Below are 14,500 nucleotides of genomic sequence, written 5' to 3' on the forward strand. Positions count from 1 at the left end.
AAACGGTGCGCCTGACGGGCGAGATGCCGTCGCTGCGCAATCCGCCCTCGGGGTGTCCGTTCCGGACCCGCTGCCCCTTCGCCCTGCCCGCCTGCGGCGAGGCCGTGCCAGAACTTCGCCGACGCCCCGACAATCGTCACGTCGCCTGCATCCGCGACGACATCTGAAAGCCCGCACATGACCGACAAACTTACACTGGCCGAGCAGACCTCGGAGGAGGCCCGGCGCGCGCTGACCGCCGACAGCTTCCTGATCCTGCCCATGGGATCCCTGGAGGACCAGGGCACCCATGCGCCCATGGGGGACTACCTCTTCGCCGAGGCCCTGGCGCTGTCCTATGCCACGCTGGACGACATGATCGCGGGCTTCCTGCGCCACGGGCTGGACCGGATCTTCATCGTCAATGGCCATGGCAACAACGTCGCCCCGATCAACGAGGTGACAATGCGCTGACGACAGAGCGACGGCGTGATGATCCCGGCCCCTTCAACCACGTCACCTATGACGACATCGACATCCAGTGCCCCATCGAAGCGGCCGAGACCACGCCCGACGGCATCTGGACCGAGGATCGCGCGCTCTGTTCGCCTGAAACGGGGCGCCTGCTGGCCGAGCGGCTGACCCGTGTGGCTGTAGGGTTCAGGCGCGATCACATGCGCGATCCCGCCTATGCCGGCTGAGCCGGCCCAAAGTCTCAAACCAAGGAACCATGACCATGCACAGACCGATGAACGGGTGATCAGGGGCGGCACCGTCGTCACCGAGGGCGGCATGCGCCGCTGCGACGTCGACCAGCTGCGCCCCGGCAATGGCCAACAGGCCGAATGCTTCGACACAGGCACCGCGCCACGCTGGCGGGCGGCACCACCTCCATCATCAGCTTCCTGTCGGACCTGCGCGACGCCTCCGTCACCGAGGTCTTCGACGCAAGCCTGCGGGGCGGTGGCCGGGCGCGTGCAACGACGCGGCCTGAAGGTCTGGGGCGAGACCTGCCCGCAATACCTCGTGCTGCGGGACAGCGACATGGATCGCCCCGGGGTCGAGGGGGCGAAATTCATCTGCAGCCCGCCGCCCCGCGACGGACACGCGCTGGACGCCTTCTGGGACGACATCCGCCGCGGGGTGATCGACGTGATCTCGTCGGATCACAGCGCCTATTTCGCCAGCGGCCCGGAGAATTCGAAGGACATGAACGGGGCCGATGCGCCCTTCCCGGCCATACCGAACGGCATCCCGGGGATCGGCGCCCGCATGCAGCTGTTGTTTTCCGAAGGGGTGGCGAAGGGGCGGATCGACCTGGAGACCTTCGCCCGGCTGAGCGCGACCAACCCGGCGAAGATCTTCGGGCTCTACCCCCGGAAAGGCGCCATCGCGCCGGGCGCGGATGCCGATCTGGTGCTATGGGACCCCGAGGCCCGCGACCGGATCACACAGGCGACCCAGCAACATGCCGTCGACTACACACCCTACGAGAGGATAGAGGTGACCGGCGCGCCCGTGGCCACCTACCTGCGCGGCCAGCTGGCCATGCGGGATGGGCAGGTCCTGGCCGAGCCCGGCCAGGGCCGGTTCCTGGCGCGTGATCCCTACGAGCTTGCCCGCCCGCGAGGCCGGCACGCCAATGATTTCGACCCGACGGCGGCGCCGGTCCCCCCCGGCTGACCGCCCGCCCCGCCATTCCAGACGAGAGACCCCGAGAGGCCCCATGCCCAAGCTTGAATACCACCGCCGCATCCTGCCCGACAGCGCCCCCACCGTCGCCCCCGGCGCCACCGCCTATTCCCGCGGTGTCGTGAAACGCAACTATGCGCTGGTGCCCCCCGATGGTGTGCTGCCCAGCCGGCTGCCCGACTACCGCGATACCACGGTGAACTTCCTCGCCGCTCCGCAGATGGGGGCACGTTTCGCCCAGACGATGCTGCTGATCGAACCGGGCGGGGGCACCATGGCGCCGCGCAACGACGGCAATCAGCACTTCCTGTTGCTGCGGGAGGGCCAGCTGCGCCTGAAGATCGACGGCCTGGACGAGATCGTGCTGGAGGACGGCGGCTTTGCCTATGTGCCTGCCGGTCTCGGCTTCGAGGTGACCAACGACACTGGCGAAACCGCCCGCCTGCTGGAGTTCTACAAACCTTACGAGGCCCTGCCGGGCGTCGACACCCCAGCCCCGATCATCTCGTCGCTCGACGCTACCCCGGTGGAGAACTTCTCCGGCCAGGAGGGCCGCGGCTGGCAATGTCTGCTGCCGCGCGGCGACATGGCCTTCGACATGGAGATGAACGTGCTGGCCCTGGCCCCCGGCACCCATTTCCCCTCGGTCGAAACGCATATCATGGAACATGCGCTGTTCATGCTGCGCGGCGGCGGCATGTACATGCTGGACTGGGATTGGCACGAGGTCTGGACCGAGGACTTCATCTGGATGGGGCCCTGGGTGCCGCAGCAGTTCTACGCCGGCGGCTGGGAGGAAAGCGCCTACCTTCTCTACAAGGACGTGAACCGCGACGTGCGGTTCGACTGACGGCAGCGCGTCAGAGCCGGGCGGCCTGCTAAGGCCGTCCGGGGCAGTCCACCCGCGCCGGGGCCCGCGCTTCCCGCACAGGACAAGGAAAAGACATGACACAGAGCCTGATGAACACCGAGGACATCCTGCGCGGCCTGCTCCGCTGAGTCGAGGTCGACACGCCCTCGGGCGCGATCGAGCCGCTGGGACAGTTGCAGGACATGATCGCCGAAGAACTGATGCCCATGGGCGCGACGCTGGAACGGATCCCCGGGCGCGACGGCATGGGTGACCACCTGATCGCGCGTTTTGCCGGGGGCGACGGTCCGGGCGTGCTGGTCTCCAGCCACATCGACACCGTCTGCCCGCCGGGCAGCGTGGCCCTGCGCCGCGACGGCGATCACATGCACGGCCCGGGCATCGCGGACATGAAGGGCGGCGCCTACCTGGCGCTTTGCGCCATCCGCAATCTGCTGCACGACGGCGGCGGCCTGCCCGACCCGGTCACCATAATCTTCAGCAGCGACGAGGAAATCGGCTCCCCCACATCGCACCAGATGATCCAGGCCGAGGCGCGCCGTCACGGCAGCGTGCTGGTGACCGAACCGTCGCGCTAGGACCAGGTGGTGACTTTCCGCAAGGGCCGGTCCAAGTACAGGCTGGACATCCACGGTCAGGAATCCCACGCCGGATCCGCCTTCCACGAGGGGCATTCGGCGATCCTCGAACTGGCCCGAGTGATCGGCAAGCTGGAACAGGTGACCGACCGCGACCGGGGCACCACGCTGAACGTCGGGCGCGTGCGCGGTGGCACCGAACCCAACGTGGTCGCGGGCCATGCTGCCTGCGACATCGACCTGCGCTTTGCCGAGAACCCGGTGGCCGGAGAGGTCGAGACGATGCTGAAGGCGCTGCAACCGGAAGACCCCGGCGTGCGCTTCGCCCTGTCGGGCGAGATGGAGAAGCCCTGCATGCAGCGCACGCCGCAGATCGTCGAGATGTTCGAACGCGCCCGCGCGATCAACGCCCAGATCGACACCCCGCTGGAGGAAATGCACTCGGGCGGTGGCAGCGACGGCAACTTCACCGCCGCGGCGGGCGTGCCGACGCTGGACGGGCTGGGGGTGATCGGCAACGCCTGGCATTCGCCCAACGAGTACCTGGTGATCTCAGCCCTGGCCCGGCGCGAGTTTCTGCTGCGCGGTCTGATCCGCTCGCTGGCGGCCGAGGCCCCGGCCGGCTGATCCCTGTCGCCGGGACGGCCCCGGCCATCCCCCCGAAAACGACAAAGGCGCGGCCCTCCGGGGTCGCGCCTTTTCCCATGACCGTGCCGGCGCGCCCTGACAGGCGCGCCCCGCACCGCATTGCGGCCTCAGTAGCCTGCGGCGACATCCACCAGGTGCGACCACTCGCCGGTTTCCTCGAAGCGGCGCACGTTCTCGGCCACGATCACCGCCCCGGTCTCCGGATCGGCAATGGAGGAGATATGCGGCGTGATGGTGACACCGGGATGCGACCAGAAGGGGCTGTCTTCGGGCAGCGGTTCCTGGCGGAAGACGTCCAGCGTCGCATGGCTCAGCTGGCCTGCGTCGAGGGCCGCCAGCAGATCCTCCTCGACCACGTGGCGCCCACGTGCGGTGTTGATGAAGGCCGCGCCGCGCTTCATCTTGCCGAGGAAGGCGGCGTCGACCATGTCCTCTGTCGCCGGGGTCAGGGGCAGCATGTTGACCACGATATCGGCCTGGGCCAGCACCTCGTCCAGGCTGTGCGGCCCGTCGAAACACTCGACCCCCTCGATCTGCTTGGGCGAACGCGCCCAGCCCAGGGTGCGGAACCCCGTGCGCGACAAGTGTCGGGCCACCTCGGCACCGAGGTTGCCCAGGCCAAGAACCGCCACGGTGCAATCGCGCGCCAGCGGGGTTGAAACCTGTTACCACTTGCCGCGCGCCTGCGAGGCGATCAGTTCGGGTATGCGGCGGTGCAGGCGCAGCACATGCAGCAGCACGTATTTCATCATCCGCTGACGCAGATCGGTGCCGATGGTCCGCATCACCGGCTCCAACACGGTGCTGCAACGGCAGGCTGACGCCGGCGGCCTCGATCTGGCCTTCCGGGCCAACGAACCGGGCACCGAGGCTTCGCTCAGCGATCACGAGCTGCGCCGCCTACCCCTCGAGCTCTACCCCCGGCACTCCCCGATCTATCGCAGCTTCGCGCCACTTATCGCCTCGGAAGACGACGGGGATGAAGCCAGACCGCGCCATTTCTGCGATTCCCAGATCACCATCGAGCAGATGCTGCTGGCCGGCTTCGGTGTCTCCGCCCTGATCCTGGCGCGGGTGCAGAACAGCCTGCACAGTGGCGAGTTGATCCGTGTGCCGACCCATACCCCTGTGCCATCGCTCGACATCACAGCGACCCACCTGAACCGTGCACGGCGGAAGTATTGCTTCCAGCTTCTCGATCTGGCCCGCCAGGCGGCGGAGACCTGGGCGCGAGACTTCGACGACGTCGTCAGCATCCAACTGCACTAGCGCGCCGACACTCCGGCGGTGCCGAAGCGCCCGGTCCGACGTTGCCCCGGCCCGTCCCGGTCTGGCTCGATCCAGTCAGGTCTGGCGCCGAGGCCACAGTTTTGCGCGGGCTCGATACATGCACTTGCATATTAAATCCGACCAAATTAGTCGTCGACTTGCAAGCCACGCCCCGGATGGGCGCAGCCAACCATACTCAGACAGCATCCGGGGACATCCATGACACTTTCCGCGCTTCGCCCGCGTCACCGCGCCTCCTGCAGCATCATCGCGCTGCTGACCCTCTCGGGCCAGCCGCTGCTTGCCCAGGACACGACCACCGCATTCGCCCTGGATCCGATCGTGATCCAGAGCCAGGATGACCTCGGCGCGGCCGCGGATCGCGCCACCTCGATGTATGTCTCCGAACGGGAACTGGAGCAGGCGCGGTCCGGGGACCTGAAGGATGTCTTCTCCGGCATCGCCTCGGTCTCGGTCGGGGGCGCCCTGCCGCTGACGCAGAAGATCTTCGTCAACGGTGTCGACATGCTGAACCTCGGCGTGACCATGGACGGCACGCCGCAGAACAACCGCGCCTTTCACCATGTCTCGGCCAATGCCATCGACCCCGGCCTGCTGAAACAGGTGCGTGCCGACGCCACCGTCTCGCCGGCCGATGCGGGCCCGGGCGCGCTGGCCGGCTCCGTCGTCTTCGAGACGGTCGATGCCTCCGACATCCTCGATCCCGGCGACGCCTTCGGCGGCAACCTGCGGCTGTCCTTTTCGGACAACGGCGAGACCCTGCAATCGGGGCTGACGCTGGCGGGCCAGGGCGGCGGGTTCGAATGGCTGCTCTACGGCAAGATCGCGGATGGGTCGGACTACGACTCCGGCGCGGGCGAGCGCATTTACGGCACGCGCGCCGACCTGCAAAGCTACCTCGCCAAGGCCGCCTACCAGGCCGGCGACCACCGGTTCGAGTTTTCGGCACAGCGCCTGGAAGACAGCACGCTGCGCCAGGAACGGGCAAACTTCGGCGGCCGCGGCGGTGTCACCGATGCGCTGCTGCCGTACGACACCACGCGCGAAAGCTACGCCTTCACCTATGAAACCCCCGAAGCCACCGGCCTCTGGGATCCGCGGGTGCACCTGGGCTATTCGGAAAGCCAGATCGACAAGCCCGAACCCTGGGACAGCAACGGCACCTCCGATACGACCTCCGCGACCATCGAGAATACGTTCAACCTCAACGCCGAGGAGAGGGTGACCGCCGGGATCGACTTCCAGCGCAAGTCGGGCCACTACTACAGCGAGGATGCCACCTACCCGGGCGATGACAGGGAGACCTCTCGCAACTTCGGCCTCTTCGCCCAGGCGCGCCTGCAGCCCACGGACCGGCTGAAGGTGTCCTTCGGCGCGCGCTACGACCGTCAGCGGTTCACCGGGGTCAACGGCGCCAAGGAAACCTTCGACGGGGTCTCGGGCAATGCCTCGCTGACCTACCAGCTGACCGAGGAGCTGGCTCTGCGCGGCGGCGTTTCCTCCGTCTTCGGCGGGCTGGTGATCGAGGACAACTACCTGTTCGAGGGGCTGCGCGGCGCCACCGCCTATGACGACCTGAAGGCCGTGCGGGCCGACAACGCCACCCTGGGCTTCGACTGGACCCGGGGCGATCTGACCCTGTCGGGCGAGGTCTTCGTCACCGAGATGTCCAACGCCCGGTCCGGCACCTCCACCTTCGATTTCGAAAGCCGCGGCTTCAACCTGGGTGCCACCTACGGCTGGTCCAGCGGCTTTGCCCGGGCCACCCTGTCGCACAGCACGGTCGAGGTCGACGGGGAAACCGCCGGCAGCTACGAGGCACAGGACTTCGGCGCGCCCCTGGGCACCATCATGGCCGTCGAGTTCGAACAGCAGACCGGCGTCGAGGGGCTGACCGTCGGCGGCGGGCTGGACATCGCCCTGGACGAGGACGCGCCGGATGACAGCCTGAACGACTACGAGGGCTACACCGTGGTCAATGCCTGGGCGGAGTATGTCCCCCCGCGCCTGCCGAACCTGACGCTGCGCCTCGGGGTCAACAACCTCTTCGATGAGGAATACGCCGACCGCGCGACCTACGGCGCCGAATACGGCTCGATCACCACGCTGAAGGAGCCGGGGCGCACCGTATCCCTCGTGGCGGTCTCGCGCTTCTGATGCGGGCCGGGCCAGCCCATGGCCCCAACCGACGTCGCCGGTCCCCCGGGGTCGGCGGCGTCACCGGTGCGTCAGGGATAGAGACGGATCAGATGACGGGCCAGCGCATAGGCCTCTTCCGTGCTCATCCGTGCGCCCAGCTCCTCCGCGATGACCTCGCTGTAGACCTCCCAGATACGGTCGTGCATGCCCAGGCCCGCATCGGTCAGCACCAGCCGCTTGCTGCGCCCCGGCCCCGGCGAGGCCTCGCTGCGGATCCAGCCCTGGGCCTCGATCCGCGACGCGTGGCGCGACAGGGCATATTGCCGGGTGAACAGCTTGCGCTCCAGGTCCGCCATCACCATGCCCTGCGGCCCGGCGCGTTCCAGTTCCAGCAGGATCTCGTACCAGATCGGGTCGCCGATCCCCTCGGCGCGCAGCCGACTGGCGATCCGGGCCCCGACACTGCGCTGCACCCGCAGCAGGTTGAACCAGACACGGTTCGCCCCCATGCGCGGATCGTCATCCCCCGCAAAGGGATCCAGCTCCGTGTCCTGACTGTCAGCTGCCATGTCGGGTCGCCCGTTCCTAGTTCCGCACCTTACCTACCCCGACCACTGCCCCAACACCATAGGAGGACCACATGACACGCGTCGCCATGCTTGCCCTTTCCACCTGCCTCGGCCTTGCTACCGCCGCACAGGCCGAAACCATCTCCGTGCGGACCTTTCCCGGTCCCGTCGAGGTGGAAACCATGCCCGAGACGACCTTCGTCTACGACATGGCGGCGCTGGACACGCTGGACGCACTCGGCGTGCCCGGCCTGACCGCGATCAGCGACACCTACTTGCCGTACCTTTCGGACTACGCGGGAGACATCGGCACCCTCTTCGAGCCCGACTTCGAAGCGATCAACGCCGCCCAGCCGGAGCTAGTGATCCTCGGGGGCCGGTCGCAGCCGCACCTGGAGGACGTGCAGCGCATCGTTCCGGCCATCGACATGACCATCTGGGGCGATGACATCATTGGCCAGGGTCTGGAACGGCTGCAGGCCTATGGCCGGATCTGGGGCCTGGAAGACGAGGCCGCCGCCCTGCACCAGCAGGTGGAAGATGCCATTGCCGCCGCGACACGGGCCGCGGAGGGCAAGGGCGACGCGCTCATCGTGTTGACCAACGGCCCCAAGGTCTCGGTCTACGGGCGCGGGTCGCGCTTTGGCTGGCTACATGACCTGACCGGGCTGGAGGAGGCCGCCGGCGATCTGACCGCCGAGACCCACGGCGAGGCCGTGTCTTTCGAGTACCTGCGCGAGATCGACCCGGACTGGCTGCTGGTCATCGACCGGATGGCGGCGATCGGCGGTGAAGGCCCGAACGCCCGCGCCACGCTGGACAACGCGTTGATGCACGAAACCAAGGCCTGGCAGTCGGACCAGGTGATCTACCTCGACGCCGGGCCGCTCTACATCGCCGGGGGTGGCATCCAGTCAACCCTGCAGACCCTGGAAACCCTGCGCAGCGCCCTCGCCGCCGGCGGAGACTGAGGGGACTGAGGGGCGGCCGGCGCCACGTCGTGCGCCGGACTGTCGCCCCTCGCCCTGCCCTGCTATTGCCAGACCGACACCAGCGCCCGAGGCCAGATGCTCCGCCAATTCTTCGACTACTATCGCCCGTGGAAGCGTCTGTTCTTCCTCGACTTCGGCTGTGCCGTGCTCTCCGGTCTGCTGGAACTGGCCTTTCCGCTGGCCGTGCAGGCCTTCATCGACCGGCTGCTGCCTTCGGGCAACATGTCCCTGACGGTGCTTGCGGCCCTGGGGCTGATGGCGATCTACCTGCTGAACGCCGGGCTGATGGCGGTGGTGATCTACTGGGGTCACATGCTGGGCATCAACATCGAGACGGAGATGCGGCGCCGCGCTTTCGATCACCTGCAGAAACTGTCGTTCTCCTATTTCGACCGGGTCCGCACGGGCAAGCTGGTGGCGCGGGTGACCCGCGACCTGGAGGAGATCGGCGAGGTCGCCCACCACGGGCCCGAGGATCTGTTCATCGCCGTGATGACCTTCGTCGGGGCCTTCCTGCTGATGCTGACGATCAACCTGGAACTGGCGCTGATCACCGCCGCCGTGGTGCCCGCCTGCGTGGCCATCGTCGCGATCTACGGCGGGCGCATGACCCGGACCTGGCGCGATATCTATGCCCGCGTCGCGGCCTTCAATGTGCGGCTGGAAGAGAACGTCGGCGGCATGCGTGTCGTTCAGGCCTTCGCCAACGAAGAGCATGAAAGCGCGCTCTTCGCCCGCGACAACGCCGCCTACCGCGATACCAAGCTGTCGGCCTACAAGGTGATGGCCGCCTCCAGCTCTCTCAACTACATGGGCATGCGCCTGATCCAGGTGATCGTGATGGTGGCCGGGGCGATCTTCGTGCTGAACGGATCGCTTTCCACCGGGGGTTTCGTCGCCTTCCTGCTGCTGGTCGGGGTGTTCTTCCGCCCGCTGGACAAGATCGCGGCGGTGATCGAGGTCTATCCGCGCGGCATCGCCGGGTTCCGCCGTTACCTCGACCTGATGGGCACGCAGCCCGAGGTGGCCAATGCCCCTGACGCGCGGCCCGCCGCGCCATTCCGGGGCGAGGTCAGCTTCGAGCGGGTCCACTTCGACTACGGCGACGAGCGGCCGGTGGTCCGCGACATCTCCCTGACGGTGCCCGCCGGCCAGACGGTGGCCTTCGTCGGCCCCTCCGGCGCGGGCAAGACCACGCTTCTGTCCCTGCTGCCGCGGTTCTACGACGCGACCGAGGGGCGGATCCTGATCGACGGCACCGACATCCGCGACGTCACCCTGTCCTCGCTGCGCCGCCAGATCGGGCTGGTCAGCCAGGATGTCTTCCTTTTCGGCGGCACCCTGATGGAAAACATCGCCTATGGCCGCCTGGACGCGAGCGAGGCGGAGATCCGCGAGGCCGCGGAGCGCGCCCAGTTGGGGGCGATGATCGACGCCATGCCCGAGGGGCTGCACACGGTGGTCGGGGAACGCGGCGTGATGCTGTCGGGCGGGCAGAAGCAACGGGTGGCGATTGCCCGCGCCTTCCTGAAGAACCCGCCGATCCTGGTGCTGGACGAGGCGACCTCGGCGCTGGACACCGAGACGGAACGCCAGATCCAGGCCGCCCTGACCGAGCTGGCGCGACATCGCACGACCCTGGTCATTGCGCACCGCCTGGACACGATCCGCGAGGCCGACCGCATCGTCGTGATGGACCACGGCCGGATCGTCGAGATGGGCACCGATGCCGAACTGCGCGCCCGCGCCGGGCGCTACGCCAGCCTGAACGGCGTCTGAGGCGCCGGGGGCGAGGGCGCGTTGGCGCCGTCGCTCCGGGATCACGGTCAGGCGGCGGGGGCTGCGGCCTGCGGACGGCGGCGCAGGTGAAGAATGACCCAGCTCACCGCAAGGCCGGAGATCGCCACCGCCAGCCAGAACAGCACTGCGTAACCCGCCGCATCGGCGATCTGCCCGGCCAGCACCGCGCCCAGCTGATAGACCAGCAGCTGCGCGCTGGCGAGGATGGTGAAATCCGTCCCCGGCTGATCGGAACTGCAGGCCGCCATGAACAGGCTGTAGAGCGCCACGATCTCCATGTAGCGGATCAGGGTCTGCGCCACCGCCGCCGCCATGGCCGGTGCAGCCGCCGTCCCCAAGAGCCCGGTCGCATGGGCGGCAAAGAGCGCGAAGACCAGCGTCCGGGCGCAGCCCAGGGTGATCAGCAGCCCCCCGGCCCCCAGGCGACGCTGGGCCAGGGCAGCGACGGCGGCCCCGATCAGCCCCGCCGTGGCGGCAGAGCCGCCGGACAGCAGGCCGATGGTGTCCAGGTCCAGGCCGATGTCCACCAGGTAGGGCCCTTCCATCGCCTTCACCAGCCCTTCGGAGGCGCGATAGATCAGCGCGAGCGCGAGAATGCCGAACATGCCGGGCCGGGCGAAGAAAGCGCGCAGCGACGGCCGGCGGCGGGGTGCGGCGTCGCGTGCCACCGGCGCCTCGCCCATGAAGGGCAGCGCCAGCAGGGGCAGGCACATCACCCCGGCAGCAGCCAGCATCATCACCTGCCAGCCGGCCACGGAGTACAGAAGCAGCGAGGCCGAACCACCCGCCAGAACCCCAAGCGCGACGCTGCCGGCCTGGATCGCATTGCCGATCTCGCGCTGGCGCGGCGCCAGACGCAGCGTGGCATAGCCGTCGGTGGCGACATCCTGCGTCGCCAGGGCCAGGGCGACGGCAAGCCCGGTCAGAAAGATCGCCAGCAGGTTCTCCGGAGGGAAGAAGGCCAGCGATGCCACCGCCAGCACCGAGATGCCCTGGCACAGCAGGATCCAGCCGCTGCGTTGACCGAGACGCGCCAGCGGCGCGATGCGGTCGACCAGCGGCGCCCAGAGGAACTTGAACACCAGCGGCAGGGCCAGCAGCGACAGCATGCCGATGGACGCGCGCGACACACCCTGCTCGCGCAGGATCGGCGGGATGGCGGCGGCAAAGAGATAGGTCGGCACGCCCTGCGCCAGGTAGAGGGCGGCCAGAACGCCATAGAGGCGCCAGGGATGCGCAGCGCGGGCAGCGGTCATGGGCGAGCCTCCGTTTCGACGGTCGGGGACAGCAGGAAGGACAGCGCCGCCGCGCGGCTGTCGCTCAGCAGGACGGGCGCATCGAACAGGCGCGCGAAGGACTGCTCGGCCCGCGGCGTCGGGCGGGACATCACCACCGCCGCGGCGCAGAGCCTGGCGCGCAATCCGTCGCGGTTCTTCTTCAGCCAGCGCGCCTCCTGCCGCCGCAGCTCCGGTGGGGCCATGCCGGCGCCGGCCAGGTCGAGCAGAAGCAGGAAGGGCGCCTCCTGGGCGCCGATCCGTTCCAGCGCGGCAAGGTAGCGCGCGGCGTCTTCGTCGACCCGTGGCGGGCGAAAGGCCAGGTGCATCAGCGCGAGGCCCGGCCGGGCGTCGGGTCGGATCTCCAGGGTGATCATCCTCAGAAGGTCATCGCGTAGCCGACGCTGACCGTGCGCCCGTCGCCGCGCACCGGCAGGTTGCGCGTCGCGGTGGCCGTGGGGTTGAGGTAATCCTCGTCGAAGAGGTTCTCGACGGCCACCGAAAGATCGCCGCGCCCCAGGGGCATCGACGCCTGCAGGTTCACCAGCGTGACGTCCTCCAGCTCGGTGGTGGCCCCTGCGCGCTCTGCCTGCCTGTCGCGCCCGCCGAGGTAGACGGCCTCGCCACGCAGGCTCAGCCCGTTGTCGAACTGGTGGGCCAGCCCCAGCACCGCGCGCAGCGGCGTGGCGATGCGGTTGTTGGGCAGCCATTCGTCGACCGAGCCGCTGTCGTCGCTGTCGAACTTGCCCTCGCGCCAGGCCAGAAGACCGTCGAAGGTCGTCGCGGCGCCCAGATCGACGGAGCCCGACAGTTCGACGCCCCAGATCTCCTCGCGCTGCTGCTGCACGCGGTTGCTCGCGAAATCATAGGTCACGCCATTTTCCGACACCGAGTAGAAGGCCGTGGCCTGCCCGCTCCAGCTGGCACCGCGGTGGCGCAGGCCAAGCTGGTAGGTGTCCACCAGCTGCGGTTCCGGCGCGATGTCGCCATAGGCCAGCGCGAAGGTCGGCGGCGTGCCGCAGGCCGGGCTGTAGAGCGTGCCGTAGGCCGCACAGGCCTCGGCCACGGAGTTCAGCCCCGCGCGCCGGGTGAAGCTGCCGATGTCGGTCAGCGAATAGCCCTGACTGAACCCGCCGAACAGCTGGGTTTCCTCGGTCAGATCAAAGGTCGCCCCGGCGTTGAACGTCCACTGGTCATAGTCAAAGTCGCCCCCGGTGACCGAGATTGCCGGGAAGACGCTGCCGGCCACATAGGCGTCGGGCCGGATGAAGTCGCGCACCGTCAGATCGAACCGCTCGTAGCGCGCGCCGCCCGACAGGGTCAGCCGCTCGCCAACCGGCAGGGTCAGCTGCGCGAAGGCGGCGCGGGTGGTCTGTTCCATCGGCGCGATGGCATCGGCGCCATTGACCAGGGTCTGGCCGGTTTCGTCATGGCTCCAGTCGATGCCCCAGCTCAGCGAGGCGCCATCCCGCGCGCCGAAGTTCAGCGGCGTGTCGATGGCCACCGTCAGCGCGGTGCGCTTGCTGGTCAACGTGGTCTGGTTGAAATCGGCGATGGGATCGGCAGGATCGCCCGAATAGTAGACTTGGCTGTTGTAGCTGCTGTAGGGCGTGAAGCCGAAGCCCTTCTCGATATCCGCAAAGCTGAGCGTTGCGCTGAGCGCGCCGATCGCCAGCGTGTCGTCGAAATAGCTCAGCCGGTGGTAGTCCGAGGTCTCGGTGATGTCCTCGCCCGTGTAGGGTGCGGAAGGATCCTGGGTCACCGCATCGGCCGAATAGCGGCTGAAGTAGTCCGGCGACTGGGTGTAGCGGACCGCCTCAAACCCGTATTCCAGGCGCCGCCCCTCGGCCAGGTCCCAGCCCAGCACGAGGCTGCCCGATAGGTTGTCCGCCCGATCGAGCCCGCCCTGTCCCAGCATCGGGTCCGACGGCAGCTCGGCCCCGTCCCCGCCATAGGTCCGGTTCGACCGCGATCCGCTGAGCGTGGCCGCATAATCGAAGGCGCCCAGGTCCTGCGAGATCCCCAGCGACAGTTCGCTGCGCAGCGAGCCGCCCGGATCCTCGGTATAGGCCTTCAGGCGGCTGTTCAGCGTGACGACAGGGGCGGTGCCCGCGTTGTGGCCGCTTTCGGTGATGATGTTGATCGTGCCGCCCGTAGCCCCGGGGCCGTAGAGGCTGGAGGCCCCGGACACCACTTCGATCCGGTCGACACTGTTCAGGTCGATCACCGACAGGATGCGCGAGACGTCCCGCAGCGGCGTGTTGCGCGGCACCCCGTCGACCATCACCAGAAGGCCGCGTCCGCGGAAGGTTTCGGAGGCGCCGGACAGCGACTGGTTCGGGGCCGAGAACCCCGGCACCAGCCGCGCCAGCAGCGCCGTGGGGTCATTACCACGCGTCAGTTGCTCGCGGATCCGGTCGCCCTCGATCACCTGTACGGCGCCGGGGATGCTGCCGATCTCGCGCTCGCTGCGGGTGGCAGAGAAGATCGTGATCGGCTCCAGCTCGAAGGCCTGCGCCTCGGTCCGGTGAGGCAAGGCGGCAGCCGTCAGCAGCAGGGCAGCAAGAACGGGGCGGCGGGGACGCAGGGGCAAGGGCACGGTCGGTCTCTCTCTTGATGGCGGCAGGAGGAAAGAATCCGCTGGCGACGGCGTGCGGAAATCAATTGC

At 68.3% G+C, this 14,500-nt stretch carries 15 protein-coding genes; 10 read left to right on the forward strand and 5 right to left on the reverse strand.

Annotated features, from left to right (window positions below):
- Positions 1-5: 5 nt before the first annotated feature.
- The 6 genes from LC066_RS21555 (at position 6) to LC066_RS02315 (ending at position 3,747) form a co-directional block, all read left to right on the forward strand.
- Entirely contained in the window at positions 6-167 is a 162-nt protein-coding gene (locus LC066_RS21555; protein WP_224896363.1) for an oligopeptide/dipeptide ABC transporter ATP-binding protein, read from the forward strand.
- 10 nt (positions 168-177) lie between these two features.
- Complete coding sequence (locus LC066_RS02295; RefSeq protein WP_224896364.1) at positions 178-453, forward strand: creatininase family protein; 276 nt, start codon at positions 178-180, stop codon at positions 451-453.
- A 501-nt stretch (positions 454-954) separates the two neighbouring features.
- Entirely contained in the window at positions 955-1,662 is a 708-nt protein-coding gene (locus tag LC066_RS02300) for an amidohydrolase family protein (protein WP_224896365.1), read from the forward strand.
- A gap of 43 nt (positions 1,663-1,705) precedes the next feature.
- The gene (gene allE, locus LC066_RS02305; protein ID WP_224896366.1) at positions 1,706-2,521 is read left to right on the forward strand and encodes a (S)-ureidoglycine aminohydrolase; all 816 of its coding nucleotides are present in this window, start codon (positions 1,706-1,708) and stop codon (positions 2,519-2,521) included.
- 203 nt (positions 2,522-2,724) lie between these two features.
- Entirely contained in the window at positions 2,725-3,120 is a 396-nt protein-coding gene (locus LC066_RS02310) for a M20/M25/M40 family metallo-hydrolase (protein ID WP_224896367.1), read from the forward strand.
- A 9-nt stretch (positions 3,121-3,129) separates the two neighbouring features.
- The gene (locus LC066_RS02315) at positions 3,130-3,747 is read left to right on the forward strand and encodes a M20/M25/M40 family metallo-hydrolase (protein ID WP_224896368.1); all 618 of its coding nucleotides are present in this window, start codon (positions 3,130-3,132) and stop codon (positions 3,745-3,747) included.
- Between the two features lie 128 nt (positions 3,748-3,875).
- Here the strand turns inward: LC066_RS02315 and LC066_RS02320 are convergent, their stop codons facing one another.
- Complete coding sequence (locus LC066_RS02320; RefSeq protein WP_224896369.1) at positions 3,876-4,400, reverse strand: NAD(P)-dependent oxidoreductase; 525 nt, start codon at positions 4,398-4,400, stop codon at positions 3,876-3,878.
- Positions 4,401-4,542: 142 nt separating this feature from the next.
- Between LC066_RS02320 and LC066_RS02325 the strand changes: the two genes are divergently transcribed.
- Complete coding sequence (locus LC066_RS02325; protein ID WP_224896718.1) at positions 4,543-5,037, forward strand: LysR substrate-binding domain-containing protein; 495 nt, start codon at positions 4,543-4,545, stop codon at positions 5,035-5,037.
- A gap of 219 nt (positions 5,038-5,256) precedes the next feature.
- Positions 5,257-7,215: a TonB-dependent receptor plug domain-containing protein gene (locus tag LC066_RS02330; RefSeq protein ID WP_224896370.1), complete on the forward strand. Its 1,959-nt coding sequence runs from the start codon at positions 5,257-5,259 to the stop codon at positions 7,213-7,215.
- Positions 7,216-7,286: 71 nt separating this feature from the next.
- Here the strand turns inward: LC066_RS02330 and LC066_RS02335 are convergent, their stop codons facing one another.
- Positions 7,287-7,766 (reverse strand): MarR family winged helix-turn-helix transcriptional regulator, encoded by a 480-nt coding sequence (locus tag LC066_RS02335; protein WP_224896371.1) that lies wholly within the window; start codon positions 7,764-7,766, stop codon positions 7,287-7,289.
- Between the two features lie 71 nt (positions 7,767-7,837).
- Here LC066_RS02335 and LC066_RS02340 point away from each other — a divergent pair, with 71 nt between their 5' ends.
- On the forward strand, positions 7,838-8,737 hold the full coding sequence (locus LC066_RS02340; protein ID WP_224896372.1) for a siderophore ABC transporter substrate-binding protein: 900 nt from the start codon (positions 7,838-7,840) through the stop codon (positions 8,735-8,737).
- A gap of 96 nt (positions 8,738-8,833) precedes the next feature.
- Positions 8,834-10,537, forward strand: a complete 1,704-nt coding sequence (locus LC066_RS02345; RefSeq protein WP_224896373.1) for an ABC transporter ATP-binding protein — start codon at positions 8,834-8,836, stop codon at positions 10,535-10,537.
- Positions 10,538-10,584: 47 nt separating this feature from the next.
- Here the strand turns inward: LC066_RS02345 and LC066_RS02350 are convergent, their stop codons facing one another.
- The 3 genes from LC066_RS02350 to LC066_RS02360 are packed head-to-tail and all read right to left on the reverse strand — an operon-like array spanning position 10,585 to position 14,431.
- Positions 10,585-11,814: an MFS transporter gene (locus tag LC066_RS02350; RefSeq protein ID WP_224896374.1), complete on the reverse strand. Its 1,230-nt coding sequence runs from the start codon at positions 11,812-11,814 to the stop codon at positions 10,585-10,587.
- Positions 11,811-12,209: a hypothetical protein gene (locus LC066_RS02355; protein WP_224896375.1), complete on the reverse strand. Its 399-nt coding sequence runs from the start codon at positions 12,207-12,209 to the stop codon at positions 11,811-11,813. The genes LC066_RS02350 and LC066_RS02355 overlap by 4 nt, the downstream gene beginning before the upstream one ends.
- A 2-nt stretch (positions 12,210-12,211) precedes the next feature.
- On the reverse strand, positions 12,212-14,431 hold the full coding sequence (locus LC066_RS02360) for a TonB-dependent receptor (RefSeq protein ID WP_224896376.1): 2,220 nt from the start codon (positions 14,429-14,431) through the stop codon (positions 12,212-12,214).
- Between the last annotated feature and the right edge of the window lie 69 nt (positions 14,432-14,500).

Source organism: Pseudooceanicola marinus, assembly GCF_020177265.1.
In the GTDB taxonomy this organism is placed as follows: domain Bacteria; phylum Pseudomonadota; class Alphaproteobacteria; order Rhodobacterales; family Rhodobacteraceae; genus Pseudooceanicola; species Pseudooceanicola marinus_A.